We start from the raw sequence: 20,042 nt of genomic DNA, 5'->3' as shown, positions 1-20,042 counted from the left end.
CCCCCAACCGCACAGGTGGTGACCCACCTCATCGGCGTCGGGCCGGTAAACACCGTGTTCCAGCCAGCGAAAACCTCGAAATCCGGCAGGGGTGATCAGGCATTCGGCCCTTACCGACCCACCGCGAACAGGCCCGCCCAACCGTGCGTCCGTCACCGCGACGACGCTCACACGAGGGTGCGCCAGTAGTCCCAGAACCGGTGCAGCACCGCGGCGAGCACCGTCGCGTACCAGACGACCAGGAAGAGACTGTGGTACGTCCCGACGGTCCGCGTCACCCGGCCGTCGGGCCGGAACCGGCGCAGGGTGCCCAGGGTGCTGTAGAGGAAGACGGGGATGGTGACCGCCCACACCACCATGCAGTACGGGCAGAGCGCCCCGATGACGTAGAGGCTCTGGTAGATCAGCCAGTGCACCAGGACCACGCCGAACGTCACACCGGCCTGGAGGCCCAGCCAGAACCAACCGGGCAGCCGGACCCCGGTGAGCAGCACCACGCCGACGGTGCCCGCCACGGCGAACCCGGCGATGCCGAGCAACGGGTTGGGTATCCCGAACACCTCGGCCTGCCAGGTGCTCATCACCGAGCCGCAGGACAGCACCGGGTTGAGGCTGCACCGGGGCAGGTAGTCGGGGTCGGCGATCAGGTTGATCTTCTCGACGGTGAGGGCGGTGGCGGCGACCAGCCCGATCGCCCCACCGAGGGCGAGCACCCAGGCGGTGACCCGGTCGAGGAAGCGACTCATCCGGCCAGGGCGTCGTCGATCGCGGCGACCAGGTCCGCCTCGGTCCGCAGGTGGGTCAGGGGTCGGCCGTCGACGAAGAAGGTCGGCGTGCCGGTCACCCCGGCGGCCTCGCCGTCGGCCCGGTCGGCGGCGATCCGGGCGGCGGTGGCCGGGTCGGTCAGGTCCTGCCGGAAGCGCTCCACGTCCAACCCGAGGGTCCTGGCGTACCCGACGAAGACCTCGGTCTGCGGGTCCTGCCGGTGCCCCCAGGTCGGCTGCCCCTCGAACAGCCGGGCGTACATCTCGGCGAACCGCCCCTGGTTGGCGGCGGCCTGCGCGGCCTGGGCGGCGAGGTCGGAGTTGGGGTGACCGGGCATCGGGAAGTACCGCACCACGACTGTCACCTGCCCCTGGTAGGTGTCGAGGATCCGCTGCACCGCCGGGTACGCCGCCAGGCAGCCCTCGCACTCGAAGTCGAGGAACTCCACAAGGGTGACCCCGTCCTCGGCGGTGGCGAGCCGGTGGCTGTCCGCCCGGACCAGCACCGCCGGGTCGACCGACCCCTCGGCGGCCGGGGCGGCGGGACGGTCGGCCCGGTCGACCACCAGCAGTCCGGTCACCCCGAGCACCACCGCCGCGATCAGCGCCAGCGTCATCCGCGTGTTCCTCGTCATCGCCCCCGCCCTCGACGACCGGGGTCGATACCCCGGGTCGGTCCGACGTCGGAGGCTACCCGGGTCGACCGGGGGTTTGCCTGGCAGAACCTGAACGACGGCTGGACGTCCACGACGGGTGGGGGGTCACCTGCGTCGGGGTGCCGCCCGTCGGGTCGCCACGGCGGTGGTGGGGTCCTCCGGCCAGGGGTGACGGGGGTAGCGTCCGCGCAGTTCGGCACGGACCCGGGGATAGCCGGTACGCCAGAAGGAGGGCAGGTCCCGGGTGACAGCCACCGGGCGGCCCGCCGGGGAGAGCAGGTGCAGCAGCACCGGCACCCGTCCCCCGGCCAGCAGGGGCGCGGCGGTCCAGCCGAACACCTCCTGCACCTTGACGGCGAGGACCGGGGCGTCCGGGTCGGTGTAGTCGACGCGGACCCGGGAACCGCTGGGCACCTCGATCCGCTCCGGGGCGTACTCGTCGAGCCGGGCCGCCTGCGGCCAGGGCAGCAGCCGCCGTAGCGCCCCGACCACGTCGATCCGGGCCAGGTCGGCGCGGCGGCGGGCCCGGGTCAGCTCCGGGGCCAGCCAGTCGCCGACGGTGGCGCAGAGGGCGGCGTCGGTGACGTCGGGCCACGGCTCACCGAGGGCGGCGTGGCAGAAGGCGAGCCGGTGGCGGAGTTCCACCGCCTCGCGGGACCAGGTCAGCAGGGTCAGCCCGGCCTCGGCGAACCCGTCGAGCAGAGCCGCCCGGACCAGGGCCGGGTCGGGGTCGGTCAGCGGCCGCTCGACGAGGGTGATCGCGCCGAGGCGGTGGGACGTCCGGGCCTGCACCTGCCCGTCGGCCCAGGTCACCTCGGTCGCCTCGGTGAGCAGGGTGGCCGCGGCCTGCCGGGCGGTCGCCTCGTCCAACGGGGCGGCGAGTCGGATCCGCGCGGTGGGCGCACCGGGTGCCCGGTCCGCGGCGGCGACCGCCACCCACTCGCTCGCGGTGAGCCTGGTCCCCGGCATCAGGTCGGCGGCGGTCCCCCCGGCCATCAGGTAGGACGTGCCACCGGTTCGGCGGAGCCGGGCCACCCGCTCCGGGTAGGCCAGGCCCACCACGAGGGCGGCGGCCAGGTCGTCGGGCAGCGCCGTGGCCGGGACCTTCGGCAGGGTACGGGCGAGTCGTCGTACCTCCTGACGCCAGGCGGGGGACCGCTCGGCCCGGCGGCGGCGGACGGCGGCGGGCAGGTCGTCCCCGGCCCCACCGGGGCCGTCCTCGGTGAGCAGGGCGACCACCTCGGCGGCCCGGTCGGTGCCGACCGCCGGGGCGCCGTCGATCAGCGCCCGGGCCAGCCGGGGATGGGTGCCGGCCTCGGCGATGGCCCGCCCGCGCGCGGTGACCCGGCCGTCGCCGTCGAGCGCGCCGAGGGCGGACAGGGTGGCGCGGGCGACCTGCAACGCGCCGGACGGCGGGGGGTCGGGCAGGGCCAACCCGGTGCCGTCGGGATGTCCCCACAGCGCCAGGTCCAGGGCGAACCCGGTGAGGTCGGCGACGGCGATCTCCGGTTCGGGGTGGGCGGGCAGCCGCTCGTGCTGCGCTGCCGACCAGCACCGGTAGACCCGGCCGGGCGCGTCCCGACCCGCCCGACCGGCCCGCTGGGTGGCCGAGGCCCGGGACACCGCCACCGTGACGAGGGTGCCCAACCCCCGGCCGTGGTCGGTCCGGGGGACCCGGGTGAGCCCCGCGTCCACCACCGCGCGGACCCCGGGGACGGTCAGGCTGCTCTCGGCGATCGAGGTGGCCAGGACCACCCGACGGCGGGGGCCGGGGCGCAGCGCCGCGTCCTGGGTGGCCGCCTCCTGTCGACCGTGGAGGGTGACGACGTCGACGTCCGTGCCGGCCAGCCGGGTGGCGACGGTGTCGAGTTCCCGGGCGCCGGGCAGGAACACCAGCACGTCGCCCGGCCCGTCGGCGAGGGCCCGCCGGACGGTCGCCGCGACGTGGTCCAGCAGCCGGGGGTCGACCCGCAGGCCGTGCGGCGGGTCGACCGGCCCGGTCGGCGGGCACCAGTGCACCGAGACCGGGTACGTGACGGCGTGCGCCTGCACGACCGGGGCGGCCAACACCTGGGCCAGCCGGTCGGCCTCGGCGGTCGCGGAGGTGGCCAGCAGCCGCAGGTCCGGCCGGAGGGCGGCGCGTACCTCGGTGGTGAAGGCGAGCGCCAGGTCGGAGTCGAGGTGCCGTTCGTGGCACTCGTCGAGCACCACGGCGTCGACCCCGGCGAGTTCCGGGTCCCGGTGCAGCCGCCGGAGCAGGACACCCGTCGTGACCACCTCCACTCGGGTCGCGGACCCGACCCGACGGTCCCCGCGCACCGTGTAGCCGACCCGCTCCCCGACCGGCTCGCCGAGCAGCGAGGCCATCCGGCGGGCCGCCGCCCGGGCCGCCACCCGACGGGGTTCGGCGACCACCACCCGGCCGGTGCCCGCATCGGCCAGGGCCAGGGGCACCAGCGTGGTCTTCCCGGTCCCGGGCGGGGCCACCAGCACCACGGCACCGGCGTCGTCCAGGGCGGCGGTCAGGTCGGGCAGGACCTGCCGGACGGGCAGGTCGGCGATCGAGTCGGCGGCGGGAAGCACCCCGACAGTGTGGCGTAGTGCCGACGGTCAGGGCTCGTCGGAGAGAAGGCCCTCGGATCGGAGGCGGGCGGCGTGCACCTCCGGTGGGTCGTCGGGGTCATGGTCGGAGGGGCGGGGACCCTCCGGGCCGTTCGGGCCGAACCGGAGCAGGACCTCGATCCGGGTCACCCGGAACCGACGCCCCAAAACGGTGACCTCGTCGGCCCGGGTGGCGTCGAGGTCGTCGGCGGCCCGCGCGTACGCCCGGGTCTGCCCGGCGGTGAGTTCGTCGAGGCGGGGCACCAGGTAACGGAGGTTGACGGCCAGCAGGTCCCGGGCTGCCTGCGGGGTGTCGACGGCGAGGCTGTCCGGCTGCCAGCGTCCGCCGACGCACTCCGCGACGGCGTACCGGGTGGGGAGGATGACCGCCCCGGGATGGGTCCGGGTGGCCTGGACGCTGTCGTCGTACATGTCGGGGCGGACCCCGGCCCGGGGATAGTGGGCGGTCAGCACCTCGGTCTTGAGCAGGGCGTGGGCCAGACCCGTCGGTTCGTCGGGGGCGACCACCAGGGGGGTGGCGCGCAGCGGGGTCGTCGTGCCGGGCGGCAGCGGGTCCGGGTCGGTGGGGCGCGGCGGTTCGGGGCCGTCGGGGCCGAACCGGGCGAACGTGTCGGTACGGATGATCCGGTACCGGCGGTCGGCGACGGTGGCCTCGTCGATCTTCTCCCAGTCCAGGAGCGCGTCGACGGCGTCCAACTCCGCCCCGAGGGCCGGGTCGGTGACCTTCATCCGCCAGGTCCGGAGGCGTTCGGCGAGCCCGTCCCGAGCACCCTGGGGGGTGTACTCGTCGAGGTCCGTCACCTGCCACCGGCCGTCGGGCAACTCCTCGGCGTGCCCGAAGATCGGCCCGCCGAGCCGAACCGTCGGGTACGCGGCCGCCCGCCGCGCGGCGTCGTCCTCGGTCACCGCACTCACCGGGTCGTCCCGGCGGGCCACCCGGATCACCGAGACCGCCGGCATCACCTCATCGTCACGCACGTCCCACAGTGTGTAGACGCTCGGCCGGAAAAGCCACGCCGCCGCGCCGCCACGTCATCAGGAGAACCGTTCCACTGTGACCGGGATCAGCCCCTGGGCACGCATCGCAGCGGTCAGGGACCGCAGCAGGGGGCGTACCGTGTCGTCGCCGTTCGAGGCGAGGTCGACGGTGACGTCGAGGCACCAGGCCGCGCCGCCGGCGACCCGGCGCACCTGCCAGGTGTACGCGTCCGCCCCGACCCGCAGGTGGGAGGTGCCGACCACCCGGGCGCGGGGGTCGGCGGCGTCCTCGGCGATCGTCATCCGCCACCTGGTCTGCAACCGGGCCAGCCCGTCCCAGCTCAACGCGTTGGCGAAGAGGACCCGATACACCCGGGTGTCCCGGTACCCGTCGGTGACCTCGTCGCCGAGTCGCAGCGGAGCAGCGGCCGGTAGCGCGACGCCCGCGCCGAAGTGACCGCGCAGAGTCGCCTCGTCCGGCAGGTCGTCGCCGCCCGACCCCCGGTGGACCGCCTCGGCGGCGGACCGGTCCACCGGGACCACCCGCTCCCGGACCCGCCGGTCGGCGCGGATCGCCCGACTGAACGCGGCCGAGTCCCACCACCGCCGCTCCCCCGCCGTCCACCCGACACCGTCGAGCCGGACGGCGGCGTGGTCGTCGCCGAAGACGAACTCCTCGACCAGGAGCCCGACCGGTCGACCGGCACCGGGACCACCCGGCGGGTGGACCAGGTAGTAGTCGAGCGCCGGTCGCTCGACCACCGTCGCCCCCGCACCGGGCCGCTGCCCGACCCCGTACCCGCCCGGCCGGTCCACCGCACCGTCGGGTCCCACCTGCCACGTCGTCACACCGGATATTTTGGACCATTGGTACGCCGATCGACCCCCGACACGACCGGACCACGATTACGGCGCTGCTTCGGCGTGACCGACGGTGCAGGGGTCAGTCGGCGCAACCCGGCCGGTCTGACGAAGATCGTCCGTCGGAGCACCGCCTCGCCCCGGTCGTCCACCTGGTAACCGTCAAGCCACAACCACCCGTGATAGGTCTGCCATTCGTGCCGGACCCGGATGACCCGGAAGACGATCGGGTGGATGAACTGGACGCTGGCGTCCCGGGTGACGTGCAGGAGGTCACCGGCCCTGAACGCGTCACCCGCCGCCGGTGGGACGAGGGGGTTCACCGTCGGCTCCGGTGGCTCCTGCCAGAACTACGCCCGGGCGATCCTCCGGTTCAACGACACCTTCTCGCACGACAAGGTGGAACAGCTCCTCGCCGGACGTTCGCCCTGGCCCGTTCCGAGGACGGCGGGTGGATCGGTAATCTGGAGACGCCGCTCGGCGGAGTCGTGGTCGACAAGGAAGACGGAATCGCCGCCCTCTTGGCCTCGTGGGAGAACGTCCGGAACGAGGCGCTCCCCCGCCGACAGTCCATCGACCTGATGAAGGATGCAGGGTCAGCATGAACCTCAGTGACGCCACCTGGCGCAAGTCCAGCCGCAGCGGATCGAGCGGCGGCAACTGCGTCGAGGTCGCCGACAACCTGACCGGGGTGGTCGCCGTCCGCGACAGCAAGGACCCCGCCGGACCCGCCCTCGTCTTCACCCCCTCCGCCTGGACCTCGTTCCTGGACACCACCAAGCGCGCCTGAACCACAGCACGGCAGGAGGTCGCCACCCGCGCAGGTGGCGGCCTCCTGTGTTGCTGATGCCCCCGCCACGACACCAAGCGCGCCAGTCCCCGGAAACCGGGAGGCCGTCGGCCTCGCAGGTGGCTGCCTCCCGTCTTTCCACCCACTGTTGAACCGATGCCGGTTGCCGGACGTCAGGACGGTCGTGGCACCGCACCGTGGAGGAACCTCGTGACCGATCCCTGGAGCATCCCCGGCCGGCCCGCGCCGCTACGGGTGACCGAGCCAGAGCCGGACCTCGGTTCCCCCTGGGCGGCCCTCACCCCGGACGAGATCGCGGCGTTGGACCGGAGCCTCGGCATCGACCAGACGGGCGAGGTCGGGACGACTGCCGAAGAGCCCTGGGTTCGGCAGCGCAGTGGCCCGGACGGTGGACATCTCCTCCTGACCGCACCGGAGGACGCCCGGAGAACCGGGACCAAGAAGGCCGGACAGGCATGGGTGGAGGAACATCGACGGTACCGCGACGCCCTCATCGAGGAAGAACAAGAACCGTCCCGGTCCTGGGCCACGAAGCATGGGCACCAACCCAGCCACGACCGGCTGGCGAACATCAGGAAGGGGCAGGTCAAAGCCAGTCCCGAGGAGGAGTTTTTCCTCCGGGAATCCCCTGGGTTCCGGGCGAGCGCCCCGAAGTACCTCCCCAGACTGGGAGCCGACTGGGCGGCCGAGCACGAGAGATACCGCGACGCCCTCGGCGGACAGGCCCCCTCCCACCGTTGGGCCGTCGACAACGATCACAGACGAAGTCAGACCCGACTGGTCAACCTGAGGTCCGGACGCATCGTGATCTCCCCGGAGGAGATCGAATTCTTCCGAAAGGCACCGGAGTTCCGTGAAGCCTTTCTTCCCGAAGGTTCCCGAGGCCGCGAACGGTACGACGACCTGATCCGGATCCCGGCGCAGGAGCCCGGGCAGGGCACCTCCGGGGTAGCCGACATCGCCGCCGGGGCGGCACCGGGAGCTCGCAGGATCCATCGGAACGGACGACAGTGGGCGGCGCTGCACCAAGCGTATTCCGATGCGCTCGGCAACTGTGCTCCGAACGCGGACTGGGCCGCGCACAACGGTCACCACGCCAGCCATCAGCGACTGGTCGACCTCCGCAACGGACGGAAATTCCGCCCCGAGGAGACCGAACTCCTCCAACGGTCACGGAGGCTCCTCGACCACTTCTTCCCGGCGCGAACCCCTCAGCGCCGCAGTTTCGAGAACGCCGTCGGCATGAGCGGCGCAGCCACGGCGAGGACCGAACGCCGAAGAAGCGGAAAACAGTGGAGGGCCGAACACCAGGCGTACCTCGACGCCCTCGGCGACGCGGCACCCAGAGGCAAATGGGCCAAAGAGCACGGTCACCACGCCAGCCATCAGCGACTGCTCGACCTCGGGAACAGACGGACGTTCCACCCCCAGGAGATCGAACTCCTCCAACAGTCACCGAAGCTCCTGGACCACTACTTTCCGCAGGGGACGAGGAAGCGCGCCCACTACGAGAAGTCCCTGACCAGCCCGCCCGAGGTCCGGACCAGACAACCAGAATGGAAGGACGGACAGCGGTGGGGGACCGACATCCGCGCCTACCTGGACGCCCTCGGTGACCGGACGCCGGACGAGGAATGGGCCAGGGCGAACGGCCACGACAGCAGCCACCGACGGCTGGAACGCCTGGGAAGGGAGGGGACGCACCAACTCCATCCCCAGGAGTTCGACATCCTCGCGCAACGCCCGCGAATCATCGGCCACTTCTACCCGGCGGGAACCATCCGACGGGACCGGTTCGACACCCTGGTGCAGCAGATGACAGATCGGCTTCGGCAGCCGACGGCGTACGTCGCCCCCGTCGCCGCGATGCCGGTCCCCGGTCTCCACCGGGTGTCCGGCGCCCCTTCGGCACGACCACCAGCCGACCGTCCGACCCTGGGACGACCCGCGCCGTACGTCCCGCCACAGCGCTGACCACCACACCGCGGAGCCGTCCACCGGGCGGGTCGGCACCGGGAGACGGCCACGGTCAGGGGGTGGGAACCTCCTCGGGGAGCAGGCCGCAGCGTTTCAGATCGGCCCAGAGGCCGCCGGGGATCGGCCACTCGAACATCGTCACGTTGTCGGCGATCTGCCCCGGATCACGGGCCCCCACCACCACGCTGGCCACCGCCGGATGCCCGAACGGGAACTGGATGGCGGCGGCCCGCAGCGGCACCTTGTGCCGGTCGCAGACCTCCCGGATGGCGTTGGCCCGGGCCAGCAGGGTCCGGTCGGCCGGGAGGTAGTCGTAGTACGCCCCGGGACGCGGGTCGGCCAGCAGGCCCGAGTTGTAGACCCCGGCGGCGAGCACCGAGATCCCCCGCGCCCGGCACAGGGGCAGCAGGTCGGCCAGGCCGGACTGGTCCAACAGGGTGTACCGCCCGGCCAGCATGAAACAGTCGAAGTCGGCGGCGCCGGCCAGCTCCACGAGCATGGCGGCGTGGTTCATCCCGGCGCTCACCGCCCCGATCTCACCCGACGCCCGCAGCTCCGCCAGGGCCGGGTACGCCCCGTCGAGCGCCTCGGCGACGTGGGCGTCGGGGTCGTGGATGTGGGCGATGTCGATCCGGTCCAGACCGAGCCGGTCCAGACTCTCGGCGTACGACCGGCGGACCCCCGCGTAGCTGAAGTCGAAGGTCGGGTTCTGGCCGGTCGGCTCGGCCCAGATGTCCTCGGTGCCCGACCCGCCGGGCACCAGGAGCCGGCCGACCTTGGTGGAGAGGGTGAACTCCTTGCGTGGCTTGCCGGCGAGCACCGAACCGGCCCGCCGCTCGGACAACCCGCACCCGTAGAGCGGGGCGGTGTCGAAGTACCGCAGCCCGAGGTCCCACGCCGTCTCGACTGTCACCCTGGCCGCCGAGTCCCCCACCGGCTGGTAGAGGCCGCCGATCGGGGCCAGCCCGAAACCGAGCCGGGTCACCTCCACCCCGGTCCGCCCCAACCGGGCCTTCTCCGTCGCCTGCACCAGGCCGCCTCCCACCCCGTCGTGGCCCTGATCGTCGACTTGACGGGGAGAACCGGCCCGCCACCGGTACCACGGAACGCCTGTCGGATGGTGCTGCACAACTCCTGTCAGGTTGTGCCCGACTGTGTTTAGTGGGTCCAGTAGGGACAGTCAAGGACGAACCGCCGTCGGGAACGGGATCTTTCGATCCGTGCCCGGGTCGTCCGGCGGGCACCAGGGCCACGGCACGTCACCCACCGCCGCCTCGACCAGGAGCCCCTCCACCGCGCGTACCAGCCCTTCAGCCCGGTGTGCGGAGAGGTGGCGGGTGTCGGCGGTGACGACCAGCTCCACCGCCCCGGGGGCGTCGACCACCTGGAGGCGGCACCGCCACGCGAACCGTTCGAGCGACTCCGACCACGTGAAGACACTGCCCGAACGGGCAGCCCGAAGCGCCGTCGGGTCCGGCCCCGGGCCTTCGGCGTCGCCCACCCCGGAGCCACCGGTCTCCGGTACGCCGGTGGGGATGCGGATGTCGTTGAAGTAGCAGAACGGGGCGAGCGCGGTGCCGTAGTCGTACCCGAGGTCGGTGAAGGCCTGCGCCAGGTCCCTCGGGTCGTAGTAGGCGTGCCGGTACGCCTCCAGCGACGCCGCCCGGGTCCGGGCGAGCACCCCGGCGAAGTCGGGTCGGTCGGCGAGGTCGATCAGACAGATCCCGAGTTGGTTCAGCTTGCTGACCGCCGGGGCGTACTCCGGGAGGAACCGGTTGTTGGACATGGCGAACAACCCGCAGACCTCCCGGCGGGTCGACGCGGTGACCACGGCGGCCGTCGCGGCGAGCAGGACGGTGGCGGTGGTCACCCCGTGTCGGGCGGCGATCGCCCGGACGGCCGGGTCGATCACGGTGCTGACCAGCGAGCCCCGCCGGTACCGGGGTTCCTCGCCCGGTTCGACCGTCTCGAACATCCCCTCGGGGAGTCGTCGGAACTGCCGCATCCAGTGGGCCACGGCCCGCCGGGACCGCCGCTGCGCGGTGCCGCTCTCCCGCAGCGCCACGTCCAGCGATTGGAGGGCGGGGGTGGTCGCCGGGGCACCCCGCAGCAGGGTGATCCGCAGGTCACGCAGGACCAGCTCGGCGGCGTGGAAGTCGACGGTGGAGTGACTGAACACCACCACCACCTGCCGGACCAGCCCGTCGACCACCACCAGGGCGGCCCGCAGGGGCCATCCGGCGGCGTGGTCGAACGGCGGGTCTCCGAGGTCGGCCGCCAGGGTCCGGGCCGCCGCCCGGCCGTCCGGGTCCGTCCCCGGCTCCGCCGTGCGCACCGTCACCGGCAGGTCGCCCCGGGCCGAGGCCACCTGGCACAGGTCCCCGTCGCCGACCCGGACCCGGGTACGCAGCGACTCGTGCCGACCGACGAGCGATCCGAGCGCCGCGACCGCCCGGTCGACGTCGACCCCGGCCCGAGGAGACAGCGGCAGGGTCCGGCGGAGGTTGAGGACGCTGCGCTCGGTCGACTCGAACTCCACCACCGCCCGCCACATGGCCCGCTGTCCCCAGGTGAGCGGGCCGGTGCGGTCCATCCCACCGGCGAACGGGGCGTACCGGAGCTGGTCGGCGTCGGGCGTCGGTCGGGGCGGCACGGGAGCGACCGGGTCCGGGGTCGGACCGACCGGGTCCGAGGTCGGTCGCCACGGCCAGGGGACGTCGGCGAAGGCGGCCCGGACCATCAGTTCCTCCAGGTCGCGCAGGAACTGGTGCACCGTGTCCCGGGCCACGAACCGGCTGTCGGCGGAGAGGGTGACGCCGAGGGCACCCGGTTCGTCGACGACGTGCGCCAGCAGGTGCCAGGACGCCACGTCCAGCCCCGCGGTCCACCCGTACGTGCTGTGGGCCGTCTCGGCGCGCAGCTGCGCCTCGGAGACGGTGGGCAGTGGTCCGCCCTCCCCGCCGGGGAGTCGGACGTCGTTGAAATAGTGATATGGCAGAAAAACGGTGCCGTACTCGTACCCCAGATCGGTGAAGCCGCGACGGAGATCAGCGGTGTCGTAATACGCGTTCCGGTAGGCGCTCAGCGACGCCTTCCACACCCGGGACGACAGCTCCCCGAAGCTCGGACGACCGGTCAGGTCGACCACTCCGAAACCGATCTGCCCGATATTGGCCACCGTCTGTGTGAAATCTGGACGAAATCGGTTGTGCGACATGGGGAAGAAGCCGCACGGGCCGGGGTCGCGTCCGCGTACGGTCAGGGCCGTCATGGCGGTCAGCAGCGCCGTGGAGGTGGTCACCCGGTGGCGGGCGGCGACCAGCCGGACGGCCCGCTCCAGCGCCGACGAGACCAGCACACCCCGGGGCAGCCGGGGTTCCAGCCCCGGCCCGACAGTCGGCAGGTCGAGGGGGTGCACCCGGGGGAACTCCCGCAGCCAGTACGCCACCGCCCGCGCGGAGCGCAGCCGGTCCGGCCCCTGCTGACGCAGCCCGACCTGCACCGACTGCGCTCCGGCCGGCACCGCGATGGCGCCCCGCACCAGGAGCAGCCGCAGGTCGCGCAGGACGACGTCCACGGCGTGGGCATCCACCGTGGAGTGGCTGAACACCAGCACGATCTGGCGTACCCGGTCGTCGACCAGGACCACGGCGGCCCGGACCGGCCACTCCTCGGCGTGGTCGAACGCGACGTCGCCGAACAGGTCGGCGGTGGCAGTGGCCTGCGCCGACCCGTCCCCCTCCCCCGCCACCACCAGCAGCGGCAGGACCCCGACCGCCGCCGCCTCCTGGATGAGGCCGTCACGGTAGGGCTGGACCCGGGTACGCAGTGAGGCGTGCCGGGCGACGAGAGCGCCGACCGCCCGGGTGGCGGTGGCCAGGTCGGCGTCGACCCGGTCCGAGACGGGGAGGGCGCGGCGCAGGTTCATGAACCGGTGGTTCGATCCGGACAGGGCGTTGGCCCGCCACATCACCTGCTGCCCCCAGGTGAGCGGGGCGGTCAGTGGACCCTCGCCCCGGAACTCGGCGCGCACCACCGGTCGTGAGGCCCACTCGTCGGGCACTACGGCATCCATGAATCGCATTCCTGACCGTAACGACGATCGACAACGGTGTAGGTCAATCGTTCGGTTTCTCCGGGGTGCGCCGTTCAGGCCATTCCGTTGCATCGTTTGCAGTCGGCAAACTGTCTGCTCCGCACACCCCCAATGGATAAGGCGAACCGCGTGACCAATGTTGACGTACCAACGCGGCCTGCTCCTAACCCACCGAACCGGACCATTCCCCGACATCGAACCGAGGCGTCGATGTCGTTCGGTCAGGAAAGGATCTGGTTCACCGAACAGCTGACCCCCGGCACCGCCGGGTACGTCGTCTACGCGACCTGCCGGCTGCACGGTCCACTGGACCCGGAGCTGGTCGGGGCCGCCCTGGACGCGGTCGCCGGGCGGCACGACAGCCTGCGGATGTGCTTCACCGAGACCGACGACGGAACGCCTCGGGTGGAGGTGGTGGACAAGGTCCGGGTGCCGGTCACCGTCGTCTCGGCCGACGACGAGACGACAGCACGTCAGCTGGTCGCCGAGCGGGTGCGGACCCCCTTCGACCTCGCCGTCGCCCCTCTGCTGCGGGTGCTGCTGGTCCGGCTGGCCGACGACGACCACGTGCTGCACCTGGACACCCACCACGTCGTCAGCGACGGGTGGTCGATGAACCTGCTGATGACCGAGGTGGCGACGATGTACGGGGTGCTGCGCGACGCCGCCCCCGCGCCGGCGCCCCCGGGTCTGAGCTACGCCGAACACGCCGCCTGGCAGCGGGAACGGATGACCGGGTCGGCGGCCCGGGACGGGCTGGCCTACTGGGCCCGGGCCCTGGCCGGGGTCGCCCCGCTGGAGCTGCCCACCGACAGGCCCCGCCCGAGTGTGCAGACGTACGCGGGCGGCACCCACCGGTTCGCGATCGACGCCGACCTGACCGAGGGGCTGCGTCGGCTCGGCCGGGCCCACCGGGCGACCCTCTACATGACACTGCTCGCCGGTCTGCACGCCACCCTGTTCCGGTACAGCGGTCAGCGGGACTTCGCCGTCGGCTCTCCCGTCGCCGGTCGGGTCACCCCCGAGTCGGAGGAGGTGATCGGGCTCTTCGTCAACACCCTCTCGCTCCGCGCCGACCTGGCACCGGAGGTGTCCGACGACGCCGAACCGAGCTTCGGGGTCCTGCTGCGTCGGACCCGCAACAGCGTGGTCCGGGCGCTGGCCCACCAGGAGGTGCCGTTCGAACGGCTGGTCAAGGAGCTCAACGTCGCCCGGGACGTGAGCCGGACGCCGGTGTTCCAGGTGCTGTTCACACTGCAGAACTACGACCGGGGCACCGGCCGGTGGCCCGAGGGGCTGGTCGCCGAGAGGTTCGGCGCGGACGGCACCGTCGCCCGGTTCGACCTGTCGCTCTACGTCAGCGAGACCGACGACGGCCTGCGGGCGATGCTTCTGTACAACAGCGACCTGTTCGACCCGGAGACCGCGGCCCGGTTCGCCGAGAGCTTCCGTACCCTGCTGCACGGCGCGGTCTCCCGACCCGAGCTGGCGGTGGTCGACCTGCCCCTGGTCGAGCAGGCCGAGCAGGCCCGCCTTCTCGACCTGGGCACCCCCGGGGAGGTGCCGGCCGCACCGGTGACCGGTGTCGCGTCGACACTGGCGGAGCTGCCGACCCCGTGGGTCACCGCCACCCCCGACGTCCCCGCCGTGGTCTGCGGACCGGACGCGGTGACCTACCGGGAGCTGGACCGGCGGGCCAACCGGCTCGCCCACCGGCTACGTGCCCTCGGGGTCGGGCCGGACAGCCTGGTCGGGGTGCTCGTGGAACAGTCGGTGGAGCTGGCCGTGGCGCTGCTCGGGGTGCTGCGGGCCGGTGGGGCGTACCTCCCGCTGGACCCGGAGCAGCCGACGCAACGGCTGGCCCTGATGCTCGCCGACGCCCGCCCCACGCTGGTGCTCACCACCACCGGGCTGCGGGACGTCCTGCCCGGCGACGACGTGGTGTTCCTCCTCGACGACGAGGCCGAATCCCTCGCAGGCGAACCGGTCACCCCGCCCCCGTCGACGGCCACGGGTGAACACCTCGCGTACGTCATCTACACCTCCGGGTCCACCGGGACGCCCAAGGGGGTGGCTGTCGCCCACCGGCAGGTCCTGCGGTACCTCGACGGGGTGGCGGAGCGGTTCGGGGTCGCCCCGGGCGGCAGGTACGCGCTGTTGCAGTCGATGTCGTTCGACTTCAGCGTCACCGTGTTCTACCTGGCCCTGACCACCGGCGGGACGGTGCACCTGATCGACAGGCGGTGCACCGGTGGGGAGCTGGCCGAGGAGCTGCGTCGACACCGGATCGACTATCTCAAGATCACTCCGTCGCACCTGGCCGCCCTGGCCGTGGAGGTCGACGAGGCCGCGTTGGTCCCCGCCCGGGCGTTGATCCTCGGCGGGGAGGCGGCCGACCTGGGGTGGGCGGCCCGGTTCGCCGCCGTGGGTGCCGGACGGGTGTTCAACCACTACGGCCCGACCGAGGCCACCGTCGGCGTCACCACCTACGAGGTGACGGCGGCGGGGGCCGGGCGGGTCCCGTTGGGTCGGCCGCTGCCGCACGCCCGGGTGTACCTGCTCGACGAGCGGATGCGGCCGGTGCCGGTCGGAGTCCCCGGGGAGATCCACCTCGGCGGTGACCGGCTGGCCCGGGGCTACCTGCACCGACCGGACCTGACCGACGAACGGTTCGTGCCCGACCCGTACGGGCCACCGGGGGCGCGGCTCTACCGCACCGGGGACCTCGGGCGGTGGCGGTCCGACGGGGAACTGATGTTCCTCGGTCGCCGGGACCACCAGGTGAAGATCCGCGGATACCGGGTGGAGCTGGGTGAGGTGGAGGCCGCCCTGCGGGAGCTGCCCGACGTCCGACAGGCCGCCGTCCTGCTGCGCGACGACAGGCTGGTGGCCTGGCTGGAACCGGAGCCGACCCCGGACGGGGCCGAGGCCGACCGGCCGGAGGGGACAGCGATCCGACGGATGCTCGCCGAGCGGCTGCCCGAGCACATGGTGCCGTACCGGTTCGTCTGGCTGGACCGACTGCCGTTGCAGGAACACGGCAAGGTGGACCGGCGGGCGCTGCCCGACCCGGGTGACCAGACCCCCACCGGGGAGCGGATCGCCCCGTCCGGGCCGGTCCAGACGCTGATCGCCGCGATCTGGCAGGTCGTCCTCGACACGCCGCAGGTCGGCGCGGACGACGACTTCTTCGACATCGGCGGACACTCCCTGCTCGCCACCCAGGTGGTGGCCCGGCTCCGGCGGGAACTGCCGGGCGTGGTGGACACCACCGCCCTCACCCCGGTCACCGTGATGGACCTGTTCCGCCACCGGACCGTCCGGGAGCTGGCCGGACGGGTGACCGCCACCGACCACGTCGACGACGGACTGCTGCACGAGCTGACCCCGCCGGTCACCGGGACCCCGGTGGCCACCCTGGTCTGCGTCCCGTACGGCGGGGGCAGCGCCGTCGTGTACCAGCCGCTGGCCGAGGCGCTGCCCCCCGGGTACCGGCTGCTGTCGGTGGCCGTACCCGGACACGACATCGGGCTCGCCGACGAGGTGGCACCGCTCGACGAGGTCGCCACCGAGGCCGCCGCGCAGCTGCTGGACCGGGTGACCGGTCCGCTGATCCTCTACGGTCACTGCGGCCCCGGCGGGGCACTGGCGGTGGAGGTCGCCCGCCGGTTGGAGGCCGCCGGTCGGGACCTGACGGCCGTGTACCTGGGGGCGGTGTTCCCGTTCGGCCGACCGACCGGTGGGCTCCTCGGACCGCTGCTGCGGCTGCGGGTGGCCGAGCGGATCCGCAGTGACCGGATCTACCGGACCTGGTTGCAGGCGCAGGGCACGTCGATCGCCACGCTGGACCCCGACGAGGTGGCCTTCCTGATCCGGGCGATGCGCCACGACGCCCGGGTGTCCGAGGAGTACTTCACCGACCTGCTGCACCGGCGGGTGAACCCGCTCCGGGCCCCGATCATCTCGGTGGTCGGTGAGCAGGACCGGGGCACCGAGTACCACGAGGAACGGTTCCGGGAGTGGCACTTCCTCAGCGACGCCACCGCCCTGGCCGTGATCGACGAGGGCGGCCACTACTTCCTGAAGTACCGGGCCGCCGAACTCGCCGAGATCGTCACCGGCGTGCACGACCGGCTGGCCGCCCCGACGCCGGAGGCCGCCGTCGTGACCCCGGAGGCGACCGGCCCGGACCCCGCGTGGGAACTGGTCGCCGTCTCCGACCGACGCACCGACCCGCCCGCCGACCCATCCCCACCACCTCCCCCGGCCGGTCGCCGGGACACCCCACCCGACGACGGACCACCGGTGCGCAGACGCCGGGACCGGACCCCGCAGCCGAGCATGCGCCGGTTCGGGCTGATCGCCGCCGGTCAGATCGTCTCCGGTACGGGCACCGCCCTGACCAACTTCGCGATCCCCCTGTTCATCTACCTGGAGACCGGATCACTGGCCCGGTTCGCGCTCTTCGCGGTGATCGGTCTGCTTCCCGGACTGGTGGTGGCGCCGCTGGCCGGGGCGCTGATCGACAGGACCAGTCGACGCCGGATCATGATCCTGTCCGGGCTGGCCGCCGGGGGCGCGAACGCCGCCCTGGCCGCCCTGGTCCTCACCGACCGGGTCCAGGTGTGGCACTTCTACCTCTTCGTCGGCTGGCTGTCGGTGGCGCTGGCGTTCCAACGCCTCTCCTTCGTCTCGGCCGTGCCACAACTCGTGCCGAAGCGGTACCTCGGGCACGCCAACGGGCTGGCGCAGACCGCCACCGGGGTCACCCAGTTCCTGGTCCCTCTGATCGCCGTCGCGCTCCTGGAGGCGGTCGGCCTGCGCGGCATCCTGATCATCGACGTGGTGGCGTACGTGTTCGCGATCGGGGTCCTCGCCGTCGTCCGGTTCCCCCGTACCCTCGCCCTGCGGCGGCGCGAGAGCATCGGCCAGGAGATCCTGGGTGGAATGCGGTACGCGCTGCGCCGCCGGGAGTTCCGGGCGATGCTGGCCTTCTTCGCCGCGCTGAACTTCTTCCTCTTCCCGGTGCTGTTCCTGCTCTCCCCCCTGGTGCTGGGCTTCGCCGACCTGAGCGAGGTGGCCCGGATCGCGCTCACCGGCGGGGTCGGTGCGGCCACCGGCGGGCTGGTCATGCTCGTCTGGGGTGGCCCGCGCACCTACCGGATGCGGGCGGTCCTGATCGGCACCCTCGGCATCGCGGTGGCCTGTGTGGTCACCGGGCTGCGCCCGAACCTGCTGGTCGTCGGGGTCGGGGCGTTCGGCATGTACCTCGCCCTCGGTCTGGTCAACGGGGTCTACAACACGATCGTCCAGACCAAGGTGCCGCCCCGGTTCCACGGGCGGGTCTTCGCCCTCAACCAGATGGTGGCCTGGTCGACGCTGCCCCTGGGATGGGGGGTGGTGGCCCCGTTCGCCGCCCGGGTGGTGGAGCCGATGCTGCTGCCCGGCGGCACCCTCGCACCCACTGTCGGGGCGGTGATCGGTGTCGGTCCCGGACGTGGACACGCCCTGCTGTACCTGGTCTTCGGGGTCGGCATCGCCCTGACCGCCGTGGTGTCGCTGCGCTCCCGGATCCTGTCCCGCTTCGACCTGGAGGTGCCCGACGCGCCCCCGGACGACCTGGTCGGGATCGAGGCCCGGCAGGCCCGGGCCGCCGGCCGGGCCGAGGGCGACCCGAGGTGACCGCCCCGACCGACGCCCGGGTGCCGGTCCCGCCGGTGGCCCGGACCGTCCCGGAGCTGCTGGCCTGGCGGGCCGCCGTGCACCCGCAGCAGGTGGCGCTGCGGGTGCACGGGGTGGCGGAGCTGACCTTCGCCGAGTGGTGGGACGCCGCCGGGGCGGTCGCCGCCGCCCTGCGGCGACGCGGCGTCGGCCCGGGTGACCGGGTCGGGCTGGTCTTCGGTGCCCGGGACTGGATCGGGTACGCGGTGGCGTACTGCGGGGCGCTGCGCGCCGGGGCGGTGGCCGTACCGCTGTCGGACCGGTCCGCCCCCACCCAACTGGAGTACGCCCTCGACCACTGCCGGGCCACCGCCGTGGTGCACGGCCGGACCCCGGCCCCGACCGGCCTGCCGTCCTGGCCGGTGACCCTCCTACGCGCCGAGGACGACACCTGCCCCGACCATCCGGTACGCCCCGACGACCTGGCCCAGATCCTCTACACCTCCGGCACCACCGGCCGCCCCAAGGGGGTCGGGGCCAGTCACGCCAACCTCACCGTCGGCGCCCCGAGACACCCGCGACGGCTGCCCCTGGCCCACTCGCAGCGGTTCCTGCACGCCTTCCCGATCGGCACCAACGCCGGTCAGACGATGCTGTTCAACGCGTTGACCGCCCGACCGACGGCGCTGACCCTGCCCGGTTTCACCCCGGCCCGGTTCGCCCGCCTGATCGCCGCCGAGGGGACCGGGACGGTGTTCCTGGTCCCCTCGATCGCCATCGAACTGCTCGACTCGGGGGCGCTCGACGGGCGGGACCTCGACGGCGTACACCTGGTGGGGTCGACGGCGGCGGCGCTGCCCCCGGCGGTGGCCACCCGGTTGGCCGCCGCGTTCCCGGCGGCCACCGTCGTGAACTACTACACCTCCACCGAGGCCGCCCCGGCACAGACCACGATGATCTTCGACCCGGCCCGACGGGAGGCCGTCGGCCGCCCGGTCGGCGGGGACCTGCGCATCGCCGACCCGCAGGGACGGCCGTTGGCCACCGGCGAGGTCGGTGAGGTGTGGCTGCGCTCCCCGCACCCCCGCTCCTACCACCGGGACGACTCGGCCACCCGGGCCACCTTCCGCGACGGCTGGGTCCGGATGGGCGACGTGGGCCGCCTCGACGCCGACGGGTACCTGTACCTCACCGACCGGCACCAGGACGTCATCAAGTCCGGGGCCTTCAAGATCTCCAGCCTGGAGGTCGAGGCGGCGCTGCACGAGCACCCGGGGATCGCCGAGGCGGCGGTGGTCGCCGTCGCCCACCCGGTCCTCGGGTCGGTGGTGGCCGCCGTCCTGGTCGCCCGGCCGACGGCCGCCGGCACCGACCTGACACCACCGACCGGGCCGTCCTGCGACACCGACCTGACACCACCGACCGGGCGGCCCTGCGACACCGACCTGACGCTGCCAGCCGTGCGGTCCTTCCTCACCGGTCGGCTCGCCGACCACCAACTACCGGCCCGGCTGCTGCTGGTACAGCAGCTGCCCCGAAACGAGGGCGGCAAGGTGCTCAAACGGCAACTCGCCGCCCGGTTCGACGACTGATGACGACCGATGGACGAGGAGAGC

The 20,042-nt window shown here is 73.1% G+C and carries 13 protein-coding genes; 5 read left to right on the top strand and 8 right to left on the bottom strand.

The window, feature by feature from the left end; all coding sequences use genetic code 11:
- Positions 1-167 precede the first annotated feature (167 nt).
- From WHN02_RS17795 to WHN02_RS17770, 6 genes are all read right to left on the bottom strand, one after another.
- On the bottom strand, positions 168-746 hold the full coding sequence (locus WHN02_RS17795) for a vitamin K epoxide reductase family protein (protein ID WP_434739860.1): 579 nt from the start codon (positions 744-746) through the stop codon (positions 168-170).
- On the bottom strand, positions 743-1,399 hold the full coding sequence (locus WHN02_RS17790; protein ID WP_434739859.1) for a DsbA family protein: 657 nt from the start codon (positions 1,397-1,399) through the stop codon (positions 743-745). The genes WHN02_RS17795 and WHN02_RS17790 overlap by 4 nt, the downstream gene beginning before the upstream one ends.
- Positions 1,400-1,525: 126 nt before the next feature.
- Positions 1,526-4,003: an ATP-dependent helicase HrpB gene (gene hrpB / locus WHN02_RS17785; RefSeq protein ID WP_434739858.1), complete on the bottom strand. Its 2,478-nt coding sequence runs from the start codon at positions 4,001-4,003 to the stop codon at positions 1,526-1,528.
- Between the two features lie 27 nt (positions 4,004-4,030).
- Positions 4,031-5,020, bottom strand: coding sequence for a DUF5954 family protein (locus WHN02_RS17780; RefSeq protein WP_434739857.1), 990 nt, complete (start codon positions 5,018-5,020; stop codon positions 4,031-4,033).
- Positions 5,021-5,077: 57 nt separating this feature from the next.
- Complete coding sequence (locus WHN02_RS17775; RefSeq protein ID WP_434739856.1) at positions 5,078-5,869, bottom strand: hypothetical protein; 792 nt, start codon at positions 5,867-5,869, stop codon at positions 5,078-5,080.
- A complete protein-coding gene (locus tag WHN02_RS17770; protein WP_434739855.1) occupies positions 5,866-6,204 on the bottom strand; it encodes a hypothetical protein in 339 nt (112 codons plus the stop codon). Before WHN02_RS17770 ends, WHN02_RS17775 begins: the two co-directional genes overlap by 4 nt.
- Here WHN02_RS17770 and WHN02_RS17765 point away from each other — a divergent pair.
- From WHN02_RS17765 to WHN02_RS17755, 3 genes are all read left to right on the top strand, one after another.
- Positions 6,112-6,486, top strand: coding sequence for a Scr1 family TA system antitoxin-like transcriptional regulator (locus WHN02_RS17765; protein WP_434739854.1), 375 nt, complete (start codon positions 6,112-6,114; stop codon positions 6,484-6,486). The two genes, WHN02_RS17770 and WHN02_RS17765, sit on opposite strands and share 93 nt — an antisense overlap.
- Complete coding sequence (locus WHN02_RS17760; protein WP_434739853.1) at positions 6,483-6,671, top strand: DUF397 domain-containing protein; 189 nt, start codon at positions 6,483-6,485, stop codon at positions 6,669-6,671. The genes WHN02_RS17765 and WHN02_RS17760 overlap by 4 nt, the downstream gene beginning before the upstream one ends.
- Before the next feature lie 210 nt (positions 6,672-6,881).
- A complete protein-coding gene (locus tag WHN02_RS17755) occupies positions 6,882-8,666 on the top strand; it encodes a hypothetical protein (RefSeq protein ID WP_434739852.1) in 1,785 nt (594 codons plus the stop codon).
- 55 nt (positions 8,667-8,721) lie between these two features.
- Here the strand turns inward: WHN02_RS17755 and WHN02_RS17750 are convergent, their stop codons facing one another.
- Positions 8,722-9,699, bottom strand: a complete 978-nt coding sequence (locus WHN02_RS17750) for an aldo/keto reductase (RefSeq protein ID WP_434739851.1) — start codon at positions 9,697-9,699, stop codon at positions 8,722-8,724.
- A 150-nt stretch (positions 9,700-9,849) separates the two neighbouring features.
- Positions 9,850-12,744 carry a condensation domain-containing protein gene (locus tag WHN02_RS17745; protein WP_434739850.1) on the bottom strand — a complete coding sequence of 965 codons (2,895 nt, stop codon included), beginning with the start codon at positions 12,742-12,744 and terminating at the stop codon, positions 9,850-9,852.
- Positions 12,745-12,975: 231 nt separating this feature from the next.
- Between WHN02_RS17745 and WHN02_RS17740 the strand changes: the two genes are divergently transcribed.
- Both WHN02_RS17740 and WHN02_RS17735 read left to right on the top strand, forming a co-directional pair.
- Complete coding sequence (locus WHN02_RS17740; protein WP_434739849.1) at positions 12,976-18,447, top strand: amino acid adenylation domain-containing protein; 5,472 nt, start codon at positions 12,976-12,978, stop codon at positions 18,445-18,447.
- Entirely contained in the window at positions 18,444-20,018 is a 1,575-nt protein-coding gene (locus tag WHN02_RS17735) for a class I adenylate-forming enzyme family protein (protein WP_434739848.1), read from the top strand. Before WHN02_RS17740 ends, WHN02_RS17735 begins: the two co-directional genes overlap by 4 nt.
- The last annotated feature ends 24 nt before the right edge of the window (positions 20,019-20,042 follow it).

This window comes from Micromonospora sp. SH-82 (genome assembly GCF_051132485.1).
Lineage (GTDB): Bacteria > Actinomycetota > Actinomycetes > Mycobacteriales > Micromonosporaceae > Micromonospora.
This window is presented reverse-complemented; position numbering and strand designations above follow the sequence as displayed.

What these genes read in the sequence shown, in the direction of transcription:
- WHN02_RS17795 (WP_434739860.1), bottom strand. Translation starts at nt 746, where the DNA reads ATGAGTCGCTTCCTCGACCGGGTCACCGCCTGGGTGCTCGCCCTCGGT.
- WHN02_RS17790 (WP_434739859.1), bottom strand. Translation starts at nt 1,399, where the DNA reads ATGACGAGGAACACGCGGATGACGCTGGCGCTGATCGCGGCGGTGGTG.
- WHN02_RS17760 (WP_434739853.1), top strand. Translation starts at nt 6,483, where the DNA reads ATGAACCTCAGTGACGCCACCTGGCGCAAGTCCAGCCGCAGCGGATCG.
- WHN02_RS17745 (WP_434739850.1), bottom strand. Translation starts at nt 12,744, where the DNA reads ATGGATGCCGTAGTGCCCGACGAGTGGGCCTCACGACCGGTGGTGCGC.
- WHN02_RS17740 (WP_434739849.1), top strand. Translation starts at nt 12,976, where the DNA reads ATGTCGTTCGGTCAGGAAAGGATCTGGTTCACCGAACAGCTGACCCCC.